This window comes from Methanosarcina barkeri 3, assembly GCF_000970305.1.
Lineage (GTDB): Archaea > Halobacteriota > Methanosarcinia > Methanosarcinales > Methanosarcinaceae > Methanosarcina > Methanosarcina barkeri_A.
This window is the reverse complement of record NZ_CP009517.1, coordinates 2,760,467-2,780,485: the sequence shown is the minus strand read 5'-3', so window position 1 is coordinate 2,780,485 and position 20,019 is coordinate 2,760,467. Positions and strand designations below refer to the sequence as shown.

General features: G+C 38.8%; 14 protein-coding genes. 4 read left to right on the top strand and 10 right to left on the bottom strand.

Annotated features, from left to right (window positions below; all coding sequences use genetic code 11):
* Nucleotides 1-531: 531 nt before the first annotated feature.
* Nucleotides 532-1,116, top strand: coding sequence for an FmdE family protein (locus MSBR3_RS11150; protein ID WP_048108170.1), 585 nt, complete (start codon nucleotides 532-534; stop codon nucleotides 1,114-1,116).
* Complete coding sequence (gene tsaA, locus MSBR3_RS11145; RefSeq protein WP_048108167.1) at nucleotides 1,109-1,543, top strand: tRNA (N6-threonylcarbamoyladenosine(37)-N6)-methyltransferase TrmO; 435 nt, start codon at nucleotides 1,109-1,111, stop codon at nucleotides 1,541-1,543. The genes MSBR3_RS11150 and tsaA overlap by 8 nt, the downstream gene beginning before the upstream one ends.
* 127 nt (nucleotides 1,544-1,670) lie before the next feature.
* On the opposite strand, the gene MSBR3_RS11140 is transcribed toward tsaA, so the two are convergent.
* From MSBR3_RS11140 to MSBR3_RS11120, 5 genes are all read right to left on the bottom strand, one after another.
* Nucleotides 1,671-5,981, bottom strand: a complete 4,311-nt coding sequence (locus tag MSBR3_RS11140; protein ID WP_048108166.1) for a cobaltochelatase subunit CobN — start codon at nucleotides 5,979-5,981, stop codon at nucleotides 1,671-1,673.
* Nucleotides 5,982-7,661: 1,680 nt separating this feature from the next.
* Nucleotides 7,662-8,456, bottom strand: a complete 795-nt coding sequence (locus MSBR3_RS11135; RefSeq protein ID WP_048108164.1) for a DUF1638 domain-containing protein — start codon at nucleotides 8,454-8,456, stop codon at nucleotides 7,662-7,664.
* A gap of 1,022 nt (nucleotides 8,457-9,478) precedes the next feature.
* Entirely contained in the window at nucleotides 9,479-9,916 is a 438-nt protein-coding gene (locus MSBR3_RS11130; protein ID WP_048108163.1) for a DUF2149 domain-containing protein, read from the bottom strand.
* Nucleotides 9,917-9,949: 33 nt separating this feature from the next.
* A complete protein-coding gene (locus MSBR3_RS11125; RefSeq protein ID WP_048108162.1) occupies nucleotides 9,950-10,573 on the bottom strand; it encodes a MotA/TolQ/ExbB proton channel family protein in 624 nt (207 codons plus the stop codon).
* The gene (locus tag MSBR3_RS11120; RefSeq protein WP_048108161.1) at nucleotides 10,570-11,262 is read right to left on the bottom strand and encodes a DUF2162 domain-containing protein; all 693 of its coding nucleotides are present in this window, start codon (nucleotides 11,260-11,262) and stop codon (nucleotides 10,570-10,572) included. The genes MSBR3_RS11125 and MSBR3_RS11120 overlap by 4 nt, the downstream gene beginning before the upstream one ends.
* A 453-nt stretch (nucleotides 11,263-11,715) precedes the next feature.
* On the opposite strand from MSBR3_RS11120, the gene MSBR3_RS11115 reads away from it, so the two are divergent.
* Nucleotides 11,716-12,261 (top strand): ArsR family transcriptional regulator, encoded by a 546-nt coding sequence (locus tag MSBR3_RS11115; RefSeq protein ID WP_048108160.1) that lies wholly within the window; start codon nucleotides 11,716-11,718, stop codon nucleotides 12,259-12,261.
* Nucleotides 12,262-12,455: 194 nt separating this feature from the next.
* Here the strand turns inward: MSBR3_RS11115 and MSBR3_RS11110 are convergent, their stop codons facing one another.
* From MSBR3_RS11110 to MSBR3_RS11090, 5 genes are all read right to left on the bottom strand, one after another.
* The gene (locus tag MSBR3_RS11110; RefSeq protein ID WP_048108159.1) at nucleotides 12,456-13,136 is read right to left on the bottom strand and encodes a fibrillarin-like rRNA/tRNA 2'-O-methyltransferase; all 681 of its coding nucleotides are present in this window, start codon (nucleotides 13,134-13,136) and stop codon (nucleotides 12,456-12,458) included.
* Nucleotides 13,137-14,147, bottom strand: coding sequence for an NOP5/NOP56 family protein (locus MSBR3_RS11105; protein WP_048108158.1), 1,011 nt, complete (start codon nucleotides 14,145-14,147; stop codon nucleotides 13,137-13,139). It lies immediately after the preceding gene.
* Entirely contained in the window at nucleotides 14,144-15,109 is a 966-nt protein-coding gene (locus tag MSBR3_RS11100; protein WP_048108157.1) for a beta-ribofuranosylaminobenzene 5'-phosphate synthase, read from the bottom strand. Before MSBR3_RS11100 ends, MSBR3_RS11105 begins: the two co-directional genes overlap by 4 nt.
* Before the next feature lie 56 nt (nucleotides 15,110-15,165).
* Nucleotides 15,166-16,038 carry a DUF2953 domain-containing protein gene (locus MSBR3_RS11095; RefSeq protein WP_048108155.1) on the bottom strand — a complete coding sequence of 291 codons (873 nt, stop codon included), beginning with the start codon at nucleotides 16,036-16,038 and terminating at the stop codon, nucleotides 15,166-15,168.
* 111 nt (nucleotides 16,039-16,149) lie between these two features.
* Nucleotides 16,150-16,617 carry a GerW family sporulation protein gene (locus MSBR3_RS11090; RefSeq protein ID WP_048108153.1) on the bottom strand — a complete coding sequence of 156 codons (468 nt, stop codon included), beginning with the start codon at nucleotides 16,615-16,617 and terminating at the stop codon, nucleotides 16,150-16,152.
* A gap of 560 nt (nucleotides 16,618-17,177) precedes the next feature.
* On the opposite strand from MSBR3_RS11090, the gene MSBR3_RS11085 reads away from it, so the two are divergent.
* Complete coding sequence (locus MSBR3_RS11085) at nucleotides 17,178-19,364, top strand: PKD domain-containing protein (RefSeq protein ID WP_048110392.1); 2,187 nt, start codon at nucleotides 17,178-17,180, stop codon at nucleotides 19,362-19,364.
* Nucleotides 19,365-20,019 lie beyond the last annotated feature (655 nt).

The window sequence follows — 20,019 nt, the reverse complement described above, 5'->3', positions numbered from 1 at the left end:
GTTTTTCTCTTAATCGTAGGGGTTGAATCACGCAATTGGGAGCCTATCAGAGGTGGCAAATAAGGCTCCCAATTATAATGGTTATTTCTGGAGTTATGTAGAACAGATTTTACCTAAACCATTTTTCATGGCATGCTCTGGATGAGGTTGACTACTCTAAATTCATGTTATATAAAGTGAGCGGAGTCCTGTTTATAAATCTTAGTTAGTTGCCTTAAACCTGATCTTTATTTTTCATACAGATTTAAATAAATATCAAACATCAATGCTTAAACCAGGGTTCAGTGTTTTTGTTATTTCAAGAGTAAAACCTCAGAAATAGTGTAAAAAGCGAACATTCTTATTTCTTAAATCTCGAAAGCACACCTGCTCTTATTACGAGATACTTTTTCTGTAATATTTATCAATAAAAAATCTATAAATAACACCTAAATAATATGGAATTATTTCATTAAAGTTAATCATTTCTAACATGAAGGCCCAATGTAAAAATTGGTATAATTAGGAGCTAAAAAACCAGGAGTCAAAAACTTGGATTTCGATACTGCAGTACAGTTTCATGGGCACGTATGTCCAGGACTTTCTATCGGCTATAGAGTAGCAACGCTTGCTGCCAACCGCTTCAAAGATCGCAGCAAAGATGAAGAACTGGTCGCAATTGCAGAAAACAGGTCCTGTGCCGTAGATGCCATTCAGGCAATAAACGGATGCACCTGTGGGAAAGGGAATCTAATTTTCAAGGACCACGGAAAACATGTTTACACGTACTTCAAAAGAGGCGATAACAAAGCTCTGAGGATTTCCCTGAAACCCAATGCTCTCCCCCCTGACGAAAAGCATACTGCACTCTTCGCAAAATTAAGGGCAGGCACTGCAAGCCTTGAAGAGAAGAAAGAATTTCAGGCTTCCCATGACGCAAAAAGCCAAAGAATACTGGAAATGCCCGAAGAAGAGCTTTTTTGGGTAAGGGAAGTTGAAGCCGAGCCGCCGGAAAAAGCCATAATTTATCCTACCCTGGTCTGCAGCAAATGCGGGGAAGGTTTCATGGAACCTCTGGGTAGGATTAAAAACGGAAAGATGGTTTGCATTCCGTGTTTTGAGGCAGAAGATGAATGAAAATCCTGAGGTTTCCGAAAGAATTGAAATGGTTCCTGTAGGCTACGTTGAAAATGACTATCTTGAGCCGGTATATAATGAAGAAGTATATAGTAAAGTTTCAAAAATAGTCCTCATGCAGGAGTTTACCGATGGGCTTTACAGAATTGAAGACTTTGAAAAACTGTACATCCTGTTTTACTTCAGCAAATCGAAAGGATACAAGCTCATCCACCGCCGTCGTTATGACGGAGAAATTTCCGGAATCTTTGCCAGCCGAAGCCCTTACCGCCCTAACGGGATAGGGCTTACCATTGTAGAGCTGCTTAACGTGGAGGATAATGTGCTTCATGTAAGAGGGCTTGATGCAATTAATGGAACACCCGTGCTTGATATTAAACCTTACATAAAAGAGACTGAACAAGTTGACAATGAAACAACGGACTGAAAAAGAACAGAATTAGTGCTGAAGTCAAAATCAAAAAGTGAAAACCCTTTTTAAGAAAAAAGAAAAAGGGTTTAACCCTTTTCGAATTTTATTACTTTCTTCTGTTTATTTGGTTACTTTTTTCCATTTATTTCTTCCGAATACCCAGGTAAATTCCACCGGCGGCTACCACCACAAAGAGAATTCCGAAGATATCGGAGCCTGAAAATGAGACCCCATTATTCTCAGGTTTTTCGGCAGAATCCTTCTGCATCTCATACCCTTCAACATAATCAGTATCTGCGGATTTCTTGACTTCAGGTTCAGGTTTGGAAGTATCTGTACCATATCCTCCACTTGAATCCTGAGACGTCTGGTTGCTGGATGAGCTGGTTTTCGGTACTACGGTAGCATTTCCGGTATTATGGTCATGATGACTACCACTACTGCTCTGGGTCTCCTCTGTAGTCTCCAGATTTTTAGCTTTAGTTGCAGTTTCTATTTGCTCAGCGTAGCCTGGAACAGATACTGTTCCACTTACGAACTCATGAAGCAGGGGATTTCCACAGGTATGGTGACAGCACGAAACTCCATTCTCTGCCACGGATTCTTCATATTCCTTTGCAAGATTTTCGACAACATCCTCTGAAGGTTTCCAGTAGTCGTGCCTGACTGCCTCAAGCATTCTCGCTGTCACGGATTGGTAAGCATTAGGGTTATTCTTCTTGAACCATTCTTTCATAGAAGGATCATTTACATATGTTTCATACACATCTTGCCAGACAGTATCGTCCACAAGTTCAGGATCACTTACCTCCCAGCCGAAAAGGTTGTTCACAAAATCGGACATCATGCTGCCGCCTGAATATCCGGAGTTCTGCATTCCTTCTATCCATTTGTCATTGAAATATCTGGCTCGCAGATCCTTGCTGAGGTACTCTTGCATTCCCACCATCTGAGCTCTGTCCAGGTCACTTGTGTCCGAAATATACATCTCCGGAGTCTTGCCGCTAAGATACCTCGTTGCCAGGTTCATGCCGCCGAAGTACTGGAAAAGGTCATCGTTGTCAAGGGAGTCGTAAAGGTTTGAAGAAGACGAATGTACTGATGCTTCAACGCTTTTGAGGTTTCCCTCAAGGAGTTGTCTGCACTGGATGCCCCAGAAATCTTCTCCGTAAGCGTATCCCATCTTGTTCAGGTATACGTTCGCAATAGCTTCTTCATTCTCCCATGTCCCGCTTGCACTGATAGCGTCTGAGACCCCTATCTCATAAGTACCGTCCATTACTGCAAAACAGCGCATTGTAGAGAGTTTTGTTGCAGTCTCGTTGTCATACCCTGCAGCAATCAGAGAGTCATAGAGTGTAAGGGAACTTTGATTAACGTAGTTGGGATAGTTTACGCCAGGAAGAGAACTTGCAAGTTTCACGGCACTGTCTATCATTTTGATCTTATCCGGGAAAGCATCCCTCATTCCTGCTGTTGAGTAGACAACATCAATACGTGGTCTCCCAGGCTTTGAAGTATCATAATTTGGCAATAGTTCTTCTTCAGGGATAGCTTCAACTCCGGTTACATATCCGTTCTCATCCCAGACAGGTTTTACTCCGAGCAGATAAAGCACTTCAGCTTCCAGAGTCCCGTGATCCGCAATGAACTCCACCCCGAATCTTGAAAATGAAACTTTTTTAGGATATTCCCCATGTTCTTTATAGTAATCCTCAATCAACTGGACTGCAAGAGATTTACCTACTTCCCATGTTGCCTCTGAAGGATAAAGCTTCGAGTTTATGCTGTAATAGTTGCGCCCTGTAGGTACTGCATCAGGGTTCATAATTGGGTCCAGTCCCGAACCTGGTGGGATAAAGCCTCCACTCAGGGCTGAAAGAATTCTGTCAATCTCCACGTCGCAGTTAAGAAGCCTGTTCTTATAATCCAGCCCCTGTTCAAGATCAAGTGTAACTGTACTGTTAGTTTTCCCATAAACTGCAGTTTGCGCCTTGGAAATGCTTGTATTATTGGTTACGACCTCCCAGACAAGTTTAGTAACTTTTGTATCATTCAGTGGAATTCCGAGAGGATAAGCAGATTCAGGATAGAAGGCAGCAGTGACATTTTCCTCAAAATTTCCTCCAAGCATAGCTCTTACCATTCCGGTAAGTTCGTCACTTTCAGGATCTGTCTTATTTGTCGTAGGAACATGGCTGAGAATATGCATACCGTATGGGATATTTTCATTTCCTATATCTTCCAAATACTCATGAAGTGAATTTTTAACAAAATTCCCAAACTCTGTTTCATTATAATTTTGAAGAGTAGTTACGTTATCTATTCCCAGATCAACACTTAGGTTGAGTGCTATTATTTCGTTTACTATGGCTTTTTGGTATCCTGCTTTTGTCTGAGAAGAAATTCCTGGATCATAATACCCTTCCACATTAGTTGAAAGGTTTTGCAAATCTCCATAAAGCCCACCACGCTCAAGGGTTGGAGTCAGATGGTCAATAATCAGGGCATTACCCCTGTACTCCGCAGTTATTCCTTCTCCCACGTTGGCAACGATGTAAGGATAGATATTCGGAGTATCCTGCAACAAGAGAGGAGACCAGTCTGAAGTCCGGTTCATGCCGTAAGTAGAACCCGGAAGCCACTCGTGCGTACCGTGAGTACCCATATTAATAAGTGCATCAGGCTGGAACTCGTGGTGTAGCCAGAGATAGAAAGCTATGTACTGGTGTGTGGGAGGTACAACGTTGCTGTGGTAAAGAGTGTCATTGTTTTGTCCTGTTCCTCTGGCAGGCTGGGGCATGAGCCAGACATTTCCGAAGCGTACCGTAGGAATTACAATATATTTTCCGGTTTCATTTTCATAGATCATAACACTCTTATTTTGAGGCAGGTCTTCGGACCAGGGTTCTCCCCATTCAGAGGTTACATTGGATCTCAGATTTTCCGGAATTTCGGATTCAAACCATTCTTTATAGGTATCCATAGGTATGAGTTGCAGTCCCCACTCAGTCCTGTTTTCTACCATTCCATTCAGAACACCGGGAGCCCAGGAACCTACGTTTATACCCTGTGCCTGAAGCATTTCCATGAGCTTACTGCTGTTTTCCGGAATTCCGGAGACCTCATAGCCACTTTTATTCATTGCATTGAGGAGTTCAAACATGCTCTGGGTGGAATTAAGATAATTTGCTACGATGTTGTCTTTCCCTGAAGGGTAATTGTAATAGATGACAGCGACTTTCTTATCCTTATTATTCTCTAACTTCAGGTTCGCCCAGTTAATTGACCTGTTTGCCATCCAGTCAATCTGGGAGGGAAGAGGTTCATAGTTGCTTTCACCGATTTCGGAATCGTAATTATCAATTCCGACAACAATATACTCGAAAATTCCATCAATGCTCGGAAGTAGAGTCTTGTATACAACCTCCTCACTTGGGATACCTCTATTACCGTCAGCTATGTCGGTAGAGTTTGCAGGATTTGTAACAACCAGTCCGGTAAGCACGGGAACATCAAGGTCTTTAAGCTCCTGTACACCTTTATCAGGATCATCATAATTCAAACGGAAGCTTTTAAGAGAAATTACGCACTGGACAAGAGGCTCTCCATTCTCATCAAAGTAAAACTTATGAATATCATTGAAAGTATCAAAACCTGCAATTACGTTGCAGCCTTTTCCTTCCAGATCACGGATGAGTGCATCTATGACCTCAAGGTTGTCACCTGTATAATCCGAAGCATGGAACCATATCCCTATAGTTGGCTTGCTTTTGTCGTAAATATGTCGTGATTCATTTGAGTTAGTTGAGTTAGAGTACCATTCAAGGTAGTCAGTTGTGTTTTCAAACCAGTCGGGTTGAGATTCGTTAGTTGAAGAACGGGCATCCGGATGGTAAATTGCTGCTTCGGGGAATTCTACAGGGTCTTCATAAACCCAGTTTTTCGTAAGTTCAGGTTTATCTCCATATGTTTTTGCTAGATATGTAATGAAATTTTCAGTGTTTTTCTTCAGGATTCCTCTGGAGCCCATATTGTAGAAGAATTTCTCTTCTGTAGAATTGTATGGTTTGGTCCCGGTAAAAATATGATCATAACTTGAAGTGTTGATATATGTTGTATCTATTGCAGAAGAAATATCTATAAGTGCAGTCCCGTTTTTGTGGGCACTTTCGAGATCGTCCCCGATATCTTTGAACTGAGACCAGAGCATATAAGTGAATATTACATCCTGGTTTTCAAAAGTAACATTGCTAAAATCAGAATACCCAGAAATATACGTTACATTAATACTTGAGTTGTATGGATTGGACTGCTCTGCTGTCGCAAGAGCACTTCCATCATAACAGATAAAAGTAATATTCACATGGTTTTCATCAGCCGATACATTCTGTGCTAGCATTAAAAGGATTACTGCACATAATACCAATAATCTACTTTGTGCCGTACGCATTTTATCCCCAGAATAATGTCTCATGAACCGTAGAGCACCCCGGAAGAAAGATAACCGGAATGCTTTGCTCACTGGTTGATTTTATGTTAAAATTTTGCGAATTTTAGAAACTTGTTCGGAACAGTCGTTAAGTTCTAAAAGTGAAATTGGATGCTTTCGATTTTGCTTACAATTCAAGTCAAGAACTTCCAAAAATTAATGGGCAGCCGATTCTGTATTACAGATTTAACATTTGGAGCATTAAGAAATAAAATATATAAAATGAGGTTTTTGGATTACGATTATTAGCTATTTGGGTAAAAAGGTCAATAAATAGCATTTTTTGTATAGTGCATATTATGACTCTTCATTGTTTTGCAGAACTCGAGAACGATTATTACTCAATTAAAGAATAAGTACAAAAATAGAGAATTATATCTTTTGAATATTATTTCACCACTAAACTTTCAAAACATTATCTTTGTCAGATCAAATTCAAAAAGTAACTATAAGTTACCTGTTTGAAATAGTAAAGTGCATTTTTCTTTCATTCATAAATCAACGAAATTCTTTGATAACTATGAAACACTACATACTGGCTAACCTAATAGCAAAGAAAATAACTTGTTTATTTAAAATCATCTACTTGCTTAAAATATTCATTTATCTTTATTGGTAACTATTTATATTATTAACGTCTATTTATATTATTAATGTCTATTTATTTTATTAGTGCTTATTTCTTTTTATTATTTCTTCCTTTTTATATTCTAACATTTTTATATAATTCAATTCTTCACTTTAACTTGTTTTGCGATCTATCTCTTTTATTGGTGGTGTCTTAAGACTACGAAATATTTATATATTTAAATGTAAGTTTACTTATATGCAAATCAAATTTACTTGATTTGTCACCTGAGGTGCCAGTTAAACCTCCGTAAATCTGTAGTTTCCCAGGAGTAATTTGCCATTTTATTCTCCTAAAAACTGCAGTCTTCCGGGAATAATTTGCTATTTAACACTTTTTTAAACTGCAGTCTAAGGATTAGTTTGCCATTTTTATATCCTTAAGACTGCAGTCTTCCGGGAGTAATTTGCTTTAAAGTTTCTATTATTTTTTCTCTCTTTCATCGCATTTTTATGGTCAACTTGTTTTATTTTTATGTCAATTATGTCTTACTTTTATGATTAATTCTGTCGTACGTTTATGGTCAATTATCTCAACACCAAAATGATGAACTCAATACTTTAACTTCCGGCTATGGGCATTTATTGTTAAAGTCCAATATGGAAATATTTCTAAACTGACTTCTTTAATTGCTGGAATTGATCTCTTTTTTCCACCGGTTCGTACTTGCACTTATCAACTATATTGAAATCAGTATCAGTTACATTGAAATCAGTATCAATTATATTGAGATCAGTATCAATTACATCGGGATAAAATCAATGTACTGATTTGCATAAGCTGAAGGTTTACCTGATAATGTCACGTAAGCTAAAAAATAACTACTTTTTAATATTTTGTAGACATGATTTGCTTCATGAAAAATAGTCCTGTAACTGAAGATGAAGAAGCTCTCAGTGCTGGGAAGGTATCAAGAATTATATACAGCTTCTGAATTAAAGCTATTCATCTTGAAATTGACATAACAAGGGAATATTTCAGTAATTTAGAGCGCTGTTAAGAAAAAAACATATTTAGACTTTAAGTGGCCTGCGAAGCATGGTTCGCATCTGGTTATACGATTTTTTCACTATTTCAGTGCTTCCTTCCAGTTCTATGATCTCGAAACCGAAGTTATGTGCAAATTCTTCAATTTTTTTCTCAAAATCAGATTCATAGGATAGTTTCGTGTTAATTCCGGCAACTTTTCGGTAACCGAGTTCTCTCATATATTCAGGAGTGAATTCAAAACCCAGAGGCGGTTTATCGCCAACTCTGAAGACAGTCTTCCAGTTTACAGCCCACATAGGAGTTAAGAAAAAGGTGTCACTGTGATTTTTCAGGATTTTCCGATAATTAGAGTTGCCTCCGAGAGCTGCTGCAATGCAGTCTTCAACGGGTTTGATTGATTCGCCTGTGCTCCTGTCCTGAAGTGGCTTTATAGGGCATCCCTTATGAGCAAAATCTCTTTGTATCCTGGAAAATGCCTGTCCGCAGGAGCCGTAAAAAAGTAGAATTCCGTCCACAAGCCTGGACATGAGGTCAACGTTTGTATACGTTTTACTTTTAAGCAGGGCAGGGTCTATATGGAGTCCCATTCCCTGAAGCTGAACAATAATGCTGAACTCATTACTACGTTTCAGGTCTGTTTTTATTTTGTAAAAGGGCAGGACAACTGGTTCAAATCCTTCGGATTCAAGCTTGTATAGAAGGCCGTCGTTTTCTTCGTTTTCTATGATGTAGATCCTGTCTATATCAGGACCGTTTGCAAGCACATGGGTAATTTCATCCTCAAATACTCTACACCCAACTATACCCAGAGCTGTCATAGTTATAAGTTTGGTCTCCGGCTATTAAATAATATCCTTAACGGAAAAGCTAATAACTCTTAGCAGAAAACAAATATACTTATCTGGTACCGCATTTGCAATGTTTCCTTTTCCGGAAGTACCATGAAGTTCTTCTTAATTCGAAGAGACTTCAAAAATATAAAATAAGCAAAGTTTCCGTAAAAATGGACTATTTGCCCGAAAAAACTTGGCTGTCATGTTTTGCACCGATTTTCCAATACAAATTCAAAACATTTTTTTCTTAGCCAGTGGTAGATTCCACCAGTATAGAATAGTTGATAATGATGTCAATACCAGTAGAACTAAAACCGCTATCATTATAAGTTTTTCTTGCATTTTTATCCCCAGATAATCGATAATGAACCACGGAACATCCCAGGTGAAAAAATATTCAGGATGTCTAGCTCACCAGACTATTGTCAGTCTAAAAGTTCTGATTTAGGAATTTCTCAAAAACCTACAGGAAACAGCCATTAAGTTTTAAAAGTGAAATCGAAAATTCTAGATTCTGGATATTAATTTTAAAACCGGAAATTTCTGAAGCTAATAAATGGCTGATTTTGTAATATGTTTTTAACGCTTAGAATATATGGATATAATATATAAAATAAAGTGTTTAGCTCACAATTATTAGCTTTTAGGGTAAAGGAGCCAATTCGATAAAGTTTTCAGAGAATAAATTAAAAATTATACTTAAAGTGGAAAAACCAAAATAAACTAACTTTCCTGGAAAGTTAGTAATTGTTCAACCTACCAAAATAAGTTGGCAATATCATTTTAATAAAAACAGGAACTTCGACAAGTAACCAACGAACCGTAAGAATAAACATAATTAACACCAACAGTAAGAAAATATATTGAAAATTTGGTACATTGAGTCTTAGTAACGACTGATATTGATATTGTTTTATCTCGGATGAATTATTACGAAAATGAATATCTTAGGAATAACATGTGCAAATAAATGAAAATACCTGAAGTAAACAGGACTTTCAGGCTAATCAATCTGAGTTAGATTTGAGTGAAATTACTTTAGTTGGAGCAGACGTACCTGACGAAGAAGATGTACCTGAAGATGTACCTGAAGATGTACCATTATCAGGTACGTAAATTACCTTGCCGTCGGCGAGCCTGTAAGCTGTTCCAAGAGCTTCTCCGGTTCCTCCTCCTATATTATCGGTCATATTCATGACTTCAATGGGTTTACCTTCTTCTTTGATGACGATCTTCATATCCTGAGCTCCCGGATTTTTGACAATGGTAAAATCCTCATTGGAGCTCAGAAGTTCTGGGAGGTGATATGACATAACAAGTGCAACTAATAGAGCTACAGAAAAGACCATTGCAACATCAAAAACATTGGCAACGTTTATCATAGGGCTTTGCTCATCCTCATCTTTTAAAAGCCCTGTCCGCCTGTATCTTCTGGACTTTCTCATGAATTCTTCCTCGCTATTAAGAGATGATAAATTTCAATTCTTTTCCTCAATGGTATCCAGGATATAATCTATGTCCGACATATCTTCCCAGTACCAGCGCCGTCTGACCTGTGTAAGCACATAGCCTATTCCGGCAGCAAAAAGCCCTACAACGGTTGTCGCAAAAGCAATCATCAGGTTTTGTGCAAGGGTCTCGAGGTCTCCTTTCGAAAGCCCTATCAGAGCAGGGCCTAACGGAATAAGCGTCCCCATAAGGCCAAGCATGGGACCGATAGTTGAAGTTATCTTTGTATGTTCAAGGCGTTTTGCCATCTTGATTTCATATTCCTGCGAAAGCCTCTCAATTGCAGGAAAATGCCGCTCTTTCAGGTATTTCGCAGCGTCTCGTGCAAAAGAAGTGACCATATAATTTTGTTTGATATTCTCAAGAGCTATGGAGGCTTCCGAAAAATCCGAATTCTGAAGATTGAGCTCAATTTTTTTGCAGTTAGTTTCCAGATTATTCCAGTCCCTATGTCTTTTTGTATACTCGGAAAGGAATTCTCCTAATTGAATTAAGGAAATAAACACGAGAATGGTGAGAAGAAACATCACAGGAATTAGCAAAGCCGTTGAGAAGACATTCATCATGTCGGATAATAAATTCATCAGGCTCATAGATCATGCCTCCTTATACGGTCCAGGAAAAAACCTGCAAGGACAATGACTCCAAAAGCCATAAGAGGTATTATTCCTGTTTCTCCTCCTCCGGTTGAAATAAGATTCATCTTTTTTGTCTGTATATATGCAGGGATAAGAAGAGCTCCTAATAGATAATAGATTCCTATCAGCATCATTGCACTGCCCATAGTTTCAGGAGTCTTTCCAAGTCGAATCTTTCCAAACCTGAAAAGAAAAGAAGAAGCCACAACTGCTATAAAAAAAGCAACCCCTACAAGGAGCCCGACTTTTATTCCGGAAAGATTAAGGCTCTGTGAAAGCAGCATGCAAGATAATGCAAGGGCTGCCATACATACTGGACATGGTACGGATATAGCGAGAAAAGTGTGCCTGGAAACATCTTTTCCTGAGTTCCATTTTTTCTGGGTGTAAATTCCGGTCACTATGAGAAGCAGGGAAACAAGTACATGGATTCCCATGCCCATTGAAGAAAACTTCTCAAAGGCTTCAAGGCTTATGTGATCAGCAACACTTCCGAATAAAAGAGCCAGGAGAAAATAACTACCTCCAATTGCAAAAATTTCTCTTTTACTTATGTTTGAAAACCCACATCCTATTCCAGATTTAATTCCAAAGACAAGGATACCTATCAAAATACCAATAACAGTTAATGCAGTAGAGTCCATATTACCTTCTGAGCATCTATAGTAGAATTAAATAAACCCTGGCTTTTGGGTAATACTTGTTATCTTTTAAGGTAACAAGGGCTCACAGAGTGCATTTTTTAGACTAAAAATTTATTTCCACCCCGTTTTCTGTTAGAGATGGAGAAATAACTTAATGAGTTAAATTCAGGGCATGTTTAGACGTTAAATTAGTAAGATAGTAAAATAATACTCTTTTAAAACGATATCAATTGACAGCGATAATAAAATAAATTTCTAATTTAACAAGTATTATGCAAGAATTAATTCTATTTATCAGGTAATGATTGGAAACAGAAGAAAACAAAAACCTGTAATTAAAGTAAATTTGTTAAAACTAAAAAATAAAAAAGCAATGAAAAGATCTAATAGTTTACTTTACTTGTTCTGAATAAAGCAATAATTATAAGTATTTGAGATAAAATAGAGCTCATCATGGTAGTAAATGTTGTGCGGAGTTCTGGAATGAATGGTGGCAGAGAAAACCTTTTCAAGGCGATTTCAAGCGATACGCGCCTTTCAATTCTTGAACACCTGAGTGAAGGAGATAAACATATATCCGGTCTGGCAAGAGAAATAGGAATTTCCGTGCCTGTAGCTGCCAGACATATAAAAATATTGGAAAAAGCCGAACTTGTGGAAAGAAAAAAGTTTGGAAATACACATATGATAGGTATCAAACTGAACAATGTCTATTCTTTTCTGGACCACTTTGCAGAAAACAGGAGGCTTGAGGTTGAACAGGGTACGACGCTGCTTGAAGCCCTGAAAAATGTGGCTGCCGTAGAAGTTAAGAAAATGGGGAACAGAGTCAAGGTCGTCTCTACGGATGGGGAAGAGGGATTTTATATATATGAAGTAGATGGCAAGTTTTCTGATAAGACTGTAGACGAATATGAGTTTCACGAAGATGCCGTAGTAGAATGGAAAAAATTAGTGCCCATAACGAAAAAAAGATTACTGGTAAGCATCAGGCGGTAAAAAACCCACGATGCCGAACCATTTAGAGGGGCTCATCTCTGGAGCTTTTCAGTTGTCCACTTATGGAACCCTTAAAATGTTTACTCTTAGAACCTTTAAAGTGTTTATTCACGGATTTTTTAAAGGATTTCATGAGTCTGCTGAAAATGAAATGTTTCCCCTGAAAAATCAGATAATTACGAAAAACAGGTATGTCACCTCAACTTCGCCAGGACTCCAAGATGGTCTTCATGATAGGGTTTCAGGTCCTTTGCATTAAGAATCTCAAATCCGGGCTCAAAAGCCTGTTCGAGTTTCTTCACCTCTGCCTTAAAAACTTCTTTTGGGTTTGCTGCAGTATCAATACTCCGCGCTTTAATGGAAAGCAGGAGATATCCATCTCTTTTTAAAAAACGGATTGCGTTCCTTGCAGCAATCTCGGCCTGGTTGGGTTGCGCAACGTCCTGGAAAATAAGATCGACAGGCTCAACGAGATGGGAGTAACTGTCCGGTTTACCGGCATCAGCCAGAATTGGGTGGATATTTTTTCGCCTTGATGCAAGTCTTATCAGATCTCTCATGCTTCTCGGAGCAAACTCAACGGCATAAACCGCACCTTCCGAAACAATATCCGAGACATGGCTTACTGTTGTGCCTGAAGCTGCTCCCAGGTAGAGCACTTTTGAATTTTCCTTAAGGCTAATATTGAATTTTTTCAAGACCATGGCTCCAAGTTTGCTCCTGCGAGGGTCCCAGGTCCGATACTCAGTCTCTTGAACCGGGATCAGTTTTTCTCCATAAACGGCTTTTCCAGGGTCAAGGTTCTTTGTAGCAAGCTGTTTTTTGTCTTTTATAACTTCAAAGATCCCATCCGATAGCTTTTTGACTTCAGGCATTTACTTCCTCCTCCTTTTCTTTAGCTTTGCTCCGCTTTCCTGCTTTTTTTGAGGAGGCCTGGGGTTCAGAGTTCTTATCTGCAGGACTTTCGCTTCAAGTTTTTCCATAAGGGAGGGATCTTTTTCCCCAGAATAAAAGTCAATGCGTGCAGCAAGGGAAAGCTTTGACGCAACAGCCCTTGCTACTTTTCCCCTTAACCACCACGGCGCTGTGTTTACTAAAGGATGGCTGTAGATAATCCCATGCTTTGGAGATGGAGCCCGAGCCCGAAGATGCTTGAAAAGAGCCTTGCTGGCTCCTATAACCTGAATTGTGCTGGAAGGAAACTCAGCAAGTTTTTCGAGGCTTCCTGCAAGACTTATTAACCTTGCTCCAAGCATTGGGCCCGCAATATGTTTCAGGTTGGGTGCAACCTGTTCCATGCTATTCTCAATATAAGCCTCGATCTGTCGTCTCCGTTCATACAGGCTAAGTACACTTTCCGCAAAACCTTTAAGAAGTGCTTCATCGGCAGGTTCAAGTTTTGCACCCATTGAGCTTCTGGCTTTCAAGTAAAGAGGATCTTCAGAGCTGATGTTTTCACGGGAGCCGTACTTTACAATAAAAAGTGCCAGGTCTTCCCCACCTAATCCGCTTTCCGGGAAATAGCCTCCGTACCATTCAGAAAGTCTTTCAGACAGGGCGTTTGTAGTTTCATTGATATCGTCCAGGGCTTCTACAGCCTGAATAATTCGCTGGTCAGGAGTGATGGCGCTTGAAACCTGGAGTTTTGCAGCCTCCAGAGTAACTTCGTGTAAAAGAAAGTAATATTCGGCAGGTGACTCCGCAAATCCGGCTTTGATAGCTGCTGCCTTTAGGTCAAAACCTTCAGGGGGTAAATTCAATCTGCTTTCCCTTAGGGAAAGAGAATGAAGTGCAAGCTTCCTGATGTCTTTTGAAAGAAGTCTGGATTCCAGAATTTCTCCGACTATGTCGGTTTCAAGAGTTCCAAACCAGGTATTAATCTTCAATCCGGACCTCCAGAAATATCCGCACCCTGATTCCTTCCCTTTGTGAGCAGGACTCTTCCACCAAGAGATTCGTCAAGCATACGCTGGGTTTCTTGCTGGAGTCTTTTGCCTTCCTCAATGCTTCCGACAATGCCGTAAACTACCGGCCCGAAAGAACTGATACCTGCTCCATGCGCACCGTTGTCACGCATGTAATTCATGATATCCAGAACAGGCTGTGACTGAAGTTCAACTTCCCTTTTCTTAAAACCTACAGTCTGGATGTGATTAATTGCTTTGCCAAAACTTTCCAGGTCTTCCTCGATAAGTGCAGGAAGCATCTGCATGAGAATTACATGGGAAATTTCCTGAACTTCGGCAAGGGGAATCGGACAATATTTCTTGAAAATGTCAACTTCTTCCGTATCGTGAGCTCCTTTTCCTTGAGGAATTACAAGGACAATAGGCCATTCAGGAAAGTTTCTTCTGAAAAGGACAGGGCCAGGAGGTACGTGGCTAGCTGAAGAAGGAGAAAATGCACCTTTATCCTTGAACTTATGTCCTCCGTCCAGAATAAAACCACCATCCTCAAAAGCAGCAACTCCTATTCCGGATGTGCCTCCCCTGCCAACCGCAACTGCAAGTTCCCTAATACTTTTTTCCAGTCCATAAATCCGATTTACGGCTACTGCTGCCGATAATGCAGCCTGAGTCCCTGAACCTAGTCCTACATGATCAGGAAGACTATCTTTAATATGCAGTTTTATCCCTTTTCCTGTTGGAAGAAGTGCCTGTACAGCTTTTTTTATTTTGTCTGCGAGAAGAGAATTGCCGATGATCTCTATATTATCAGCTTCAGTTGCAGAAATTTCCAGGCCGGGATATTCAAGGGTGATTCCCGCTCCTCCATCGACCCTGCCTATCTCTGCATTGAGGTCTATCAGGGTAAGATGGAGTCTGGATGGAGTCACTACTTTAATCATGTATATCTGTACCTCATTACCTATTCATAAAGCTTAGGAATTACACTTCCTTTAGCTCAGGAATTAAGCTTCTGTTTCCCCCAGAGTTTTTCCTTAATAATCGAATAAGTAAAAGATAAAGTTTTCCTGTTAAACATGAATTTAAGCATCGGATAAATCAGAGAATATATCCTTACACGAATTTCCACATCACTTTTGAAATCCACCATCGGATTCATGAATACAGGGTTAATGGAAAAACTGCAGTTCTTGCACCGGCTGTATGCCAATCCTGTAACAGCATGTATAAATCCACAGAGCATGCCTGTGTCTGCAGGATCGGAAAGGCCAAACATTATGTAAGACTCCAAACGTTTAATTTTTATTCCGTTTAGTAAATCGGAAAATAGACGAAACAGAGGTCTTCTGAGAGATCTGAATGCCTCCATGGCCCAGTGAAGTTTTTCTCTGGGGGTCATTCCTGATTCTGGAGCTTTTTCAATTTCGGGCTTCTTTTTTCCTCTTATCTTTTCAATTATACTCCTTTTTTCTTTCTTCTCATTTTCTTCTATTATTTCCTTTTCGACCTCTCTTTCCTTTTCGACCTCTCTTTCCTCAATATCCCTTTTTTTCTTCACTTCAGTTTTATCCTGTGGTTCTGTAGTAACTCGTACCTTTTCTGTTTTCTTCAGATCAATTTCACTTTGTTCCCCTTCGATTGCTTTGTCTTTTTTTAATTGTTCCGATTCTTCAGGAAGGCTTTCGCTGTCCTCTGGTTCCTCTATGGAAAAGGTATGGGAAAAGAGCAGCCATTTTACAGTGAATATGCCTTTAAGTTCTTTCTTTTCTTCCAGGCTCAGGATATTGAGTTTGAAAGTGAGGCCTATTGCTGTAAATAATATGAATAAGACCAATAGAAAAACCAGTAGAAGAAGAGTTATTACAAGCATATTAACAGGTTCGGGAGAAGAGGATAGTCCTAACTATCCTGAAAACCCCCACTTTCTAAATTTTTGCTAAGAATCCCCTAGATAGATTAGTTCCAGAAATTGGGTGGAAAATTAGTGGAAACATCCCCCTTCTTCTATATTGACTTCGGTTTCTTTTACAGTTTCCTTTTTCAGGGTTTCTTTTCCTTTAACTTCCTGTTCCTTAAATTCCTCTTCTTTTTTGTTTTTGCCTCTCATGCCTTTGAGCTTGTCCATAATCTCAGGCACAAGATCGGGAATTGAGCTGAGGATTGATCCGGCGTCGCTTCGTTCAGAGAGCCGGAAAATTCTGGCTTCTTCTTCTGAAAGCATAATAAATGCCACAGGCTCTATCTTTGCACCTGCTCCTCCACCTCCTCCGTATCCAGACTCGGTGTCTTTCTTGCCTTCTCCTCCACCTGCTCCAAATCCCATTGAAATCCTTGAAATTGGAATTATTGTTTTCCCAGCAGCAGTAATCGGGTCCCCAACTACGGTTTTTGTAGTTGCAATCCTCTCAAGTTCACCTGCAATTTCTTTAATAGTGGCTTCTACACCCAACTTTTCATCCCCTTTTTATATATTATTTCTTATATGGTGATGATAAAGATTTCCTATTTTCTCATTTTTAATCTAGTTTTGAATACATTAATTTTGGATTTAATCATATTTGAGTAACTCTGAACCTACAGGTTCAAATACAGTTCTAATTTGAGAAGACGAACTTACTTTTATCGTCCTGAAGGCTATTGTTCTTTTATCTGGGTAATTCAAGTTTAAATCTTCCCTATTTTGAAATTAATAAATAGTTGACTAATTAAAATAAGACAATAACCTATAGTAAGATATTCTATTAAGTTAAATAACCTGGGTTATCCTACTATATATAAATTACATAAAGAATATTTTTAAATACTAATTTATTCAATTTAACATAATTTCAGTATATTTATATTCTATTATTTGAATTCCAGCTTAATTAATGGAATTTACTTGAGGCATCTTACAAAAGATAAACAAATTCTTTGAGTAAGAGAATAATTTTGCACTCGTGAGTTTATGTAGGTATTCACTGTAAACTCTCTTTAGTTACAATTAAAGTCTTGCCAAAACTTCTTTTAGTGGACGGAGGAATTAAAATTAAAAAATTAACCACTTTGTTAGTAGCTATTTTCATATTAGTATTAATATCAAATCTTGGGGCTGCAGCCGAGATTATAGTGCAGCCAGGAAGTTCTATTCAAAAAGCTGTGGATAGTTCTTCTTCCGGCGATGTAATTACTGTAAAATCCGGGACCTATACTGAAAATATCAATGTAACTAAAGATGATCTTACAATCCGTTCAGAGTCCGGAAACCCTGATAATACCATGATTAAAGCCAAAAGCTCAGGAGCCAGTGTGTTCCTCCTGCAGGGAGACAACATAAAAATAACTGGATTTAAGGCCGTAGGAGCAACCCGGTCCGGTAATGCAGGAATCTATCTGTCCTCATGCAGTAACTGCATAATTGAGAACAACAAACTTATGAACAACTGTTATGGAACTTATGTCCTGCGTTCTAAAGGGGACAAACTGTCAAAGAATACAGCTACTAACAACAGGGAATATGGAATTGTACTTGGGACTGCTACAGACAATACCCTTTCAGGAAACACGGCCCTTAATAACGGTCGTGGGATTCATATTGGTAATTCAGATGGCAATACACTCTCAGGCAACACCATTCAAAACAGCAATGTTTATGGGTTTTATATCTGTGGCAAAAGTGACGCAAACCAGATTTACAATAACTACTTCAATGACACCAATATGACTATTAAAAACGGAATCGGAAACGTCTATAATACCAAAAAGACTGCAGGTACTAATATTGTAGGCGGACCATATATCGGAGGCAACTTCTGGGGAAAACCTGATGGTACAGGATTTTCCAATACCGCAGCAGATAAAAATAGGGATGGAATTTCCGATTCTGCATATAAAAGCATAACAGGCAGCATCTATTCTGACAACCTTCCTCTAGTTGTCTATAAATCAGGGCCTACAAAACCGATTGTTGCTTTTTCTGCATCTCCAACCTCAGGAAACGCTCCACTGAATGTAAAATTTACTGACACAAGCACAGGATCACCAACGAAGTGGAAATGGAGCTTTGGAGACGGAACAAGTTCAACAGCCCAGAATCCAACGCATAAGTATTCCAAAGCAGGAAATTATACGGTTGCACTTACAGCAACCAACTCAGCAGGCAGTAATACACTAACAAAAGCAAATTATATAAAAGTGGTAACAAAGCCTGTTGCTGCCTTTTCTGCGTCTCCAACCTCAGGAAAAGCTCCATTAAACGTTAAATTCACTGACACAAGCATAGGAACACCCACTAAGTGGAAATGGAGCTTTGGAGACGGAACAACTTCAACATCCCAGAGTCCAACGCACAAGTACTCCAAAGCAGGAAAATACACAGTAACCCTTACAATAACCAATGCAGCCGGCAGTAACACGGTAACAAAGTCTAATTATATCACCGTGACAGTAGCTACATCAAAGCCAGTTACTGCATTTTCTGCGTCTCCTACCTCAGGAAAAGTTCCGTTAAACGTTAAATTTACTGACACAAGCACAGGAGCACCCACTAAGTGGAAATGGAGCTTTGGAGACGGAACCTCCTCAACCTTGCAGAACCCAACACATAAGTATTCAGCTGCAGGAAAATACACGGTAACACTGACAGCAAGTAACGCAGCAGGCAGCAACACGGTAACAAAATCAAATTATGTAACCGTTACAACAACTTCTCAAACTCCAGCTGCTGTATTTTATGCATCTCCAAAATCAGGAAATGCATCTCTAAACGTTGAGTTTACTGACAAAAGTACAGGAAAACCCACTAAATGGAAATGGGATTTCGGAGACGGAACATCGTCAACATCCCAGAACCCAACACATAAGTATTCCAAAGCAGGAAAATATACTGTTAAACTTACAGTAACGAATGCTGCAGGTAGTAACACTGCAACAAAATCAAAGTATATCATAGTGACATCAACTTCACAAGCTCCAGTTGCGGAATTCTGGGGCTCTACACTCTCAGGAAAAGCTCCACTAAAGGTTACATTTACAGAGGCAAGCAAAGGCTCTCCAACGAAGTGGAGATGGGATTTCGGAGATGGGACATACTCAACACAAAAAAGTCCAGTACACACATATTCAGCTGCAGGAACTTATACTGTTAAACTCACAGCAACAAACGCAGCAGGAAGTAATACAAAAACAAAATCAAACTATATAAAAGTGACAAAATAACAAAAGACTGAACGCGCTATAAAAATCAGTTTTACTGACTTAATAGTATGTTCATCTGGTTAACATGTTCATAAAGTTCTGAAATGTTAACCATTTAAAAAATGAATAAAAAGAACTGCTCAACCTGGGAAATAAATAACTAGCCATCTTTAATCTGATTACTGAAATAAATTTTCTGAATTGGTTTCCGTTAATCACTGGCTAGTTATTGCTTTTTTATTTCCATTTTTATTCTGTCGGATTTTATGCTGAAAACAGTTGTTAAATATTTTATTTCTTTAATTAAATTCTTATATCCAATTTTTCTTAACTTATTTTTACTCCTAATTTTGAACTGTACTTTGAAATTAATACTTGCTTCTGAGATTATTTGAGATTAATTTACCACCTATCTTGTAAATTAAGCTGGAATTGATACAAAAAATGCATGAATTAAACTAAAATTGAATGTTTAATTGTAGTATAATAACTGAAATAAGATCTTAAAAATAATTTAATACTGAGAAGGTTTTTTATTGTCCACGACTTATCTAAAAAATAAAAGATAATGAGAATATTTATATTAATCTATGTTCATTTTCTTCAAACTAAAGTGATTTCATCTGGATTATTTTGCACATGGTAGATCAAGTTTCTGAATAAAAACATACCCCCT

Bases quoted from the DNA above. Each gene is read 5' to 3' on its own strand.
- MSBR3_RS11120 (WP_048108161.1), bottom strand. From the start codon at position 11,262: ATGGACTCTACTGCATTAACTGTTATTGGTATTTTGATAGGTATCCTT.
- MSBR3_RS11095 (WP_048108155.1), bottom strand. From the start codon at position 16,038: ATGCTTGTAATAACTCTTCTTCTACTGGTTTTTCTATTGGTCTTATTC.
- tsaA (WP_048108167.1), top strand. From the start codon at position 1,109: ATGAATGAAAATCCTGAGGTTTCCGAAAGAATTGAAATGGTTCCTGTA.
- MSBR3_RS11125 (WP_048108162.1), bottom strand. From the start codon at position 10,573: ATGAGCCTGATGAATTTATTATCCGACATGATGAATGTCTTCTCAACG.
- MSBR3_RS11115 (WP_048108160.1), top strand. From the start codon at position 11,716: ATGGTAGTAAATGTTGTGCGGAGTTCTGGAATGAATGGTGGCAGAGAA.
- MSBR3_RS11140 (WP_048108166.1), bottom strand. From the start codon at position 5,981: ATGCGTACGGCACAAAGTAGATTATTGGTATTATGTGCAGTAATCCTT.
- MSBR3_RS11100 (WP_048108157.1), bottom strand. From the start codon at position 15,109: ATGATTAAAGTAGTGACTCCATCCAGACTCCATCTTACCCTGATAGAC.
- MSBR3_RS11135 (WP_048108164.1), bottom strand. From the start codon at position 8,456: ATGACAGCTCTGGGTATAGTTGGGTGTAGAGTATTTGAGGATGAAATT.
- MSBR3_RS11130 (WP_048108163.1), bottom strand. From the start codon at position 9,916: ATGAGAAAGTCCAGAAGATACAGGCGGACAGGGCTTTTAAAAGATGAG.
- MSBR3_RS11110 (WP_048108159.1), bottom strand. From the start codon at position 13,136: ATGCCTGAAGTCAAAAAGCTATCGGATGGGATCTTTGAAGTTATAAAA.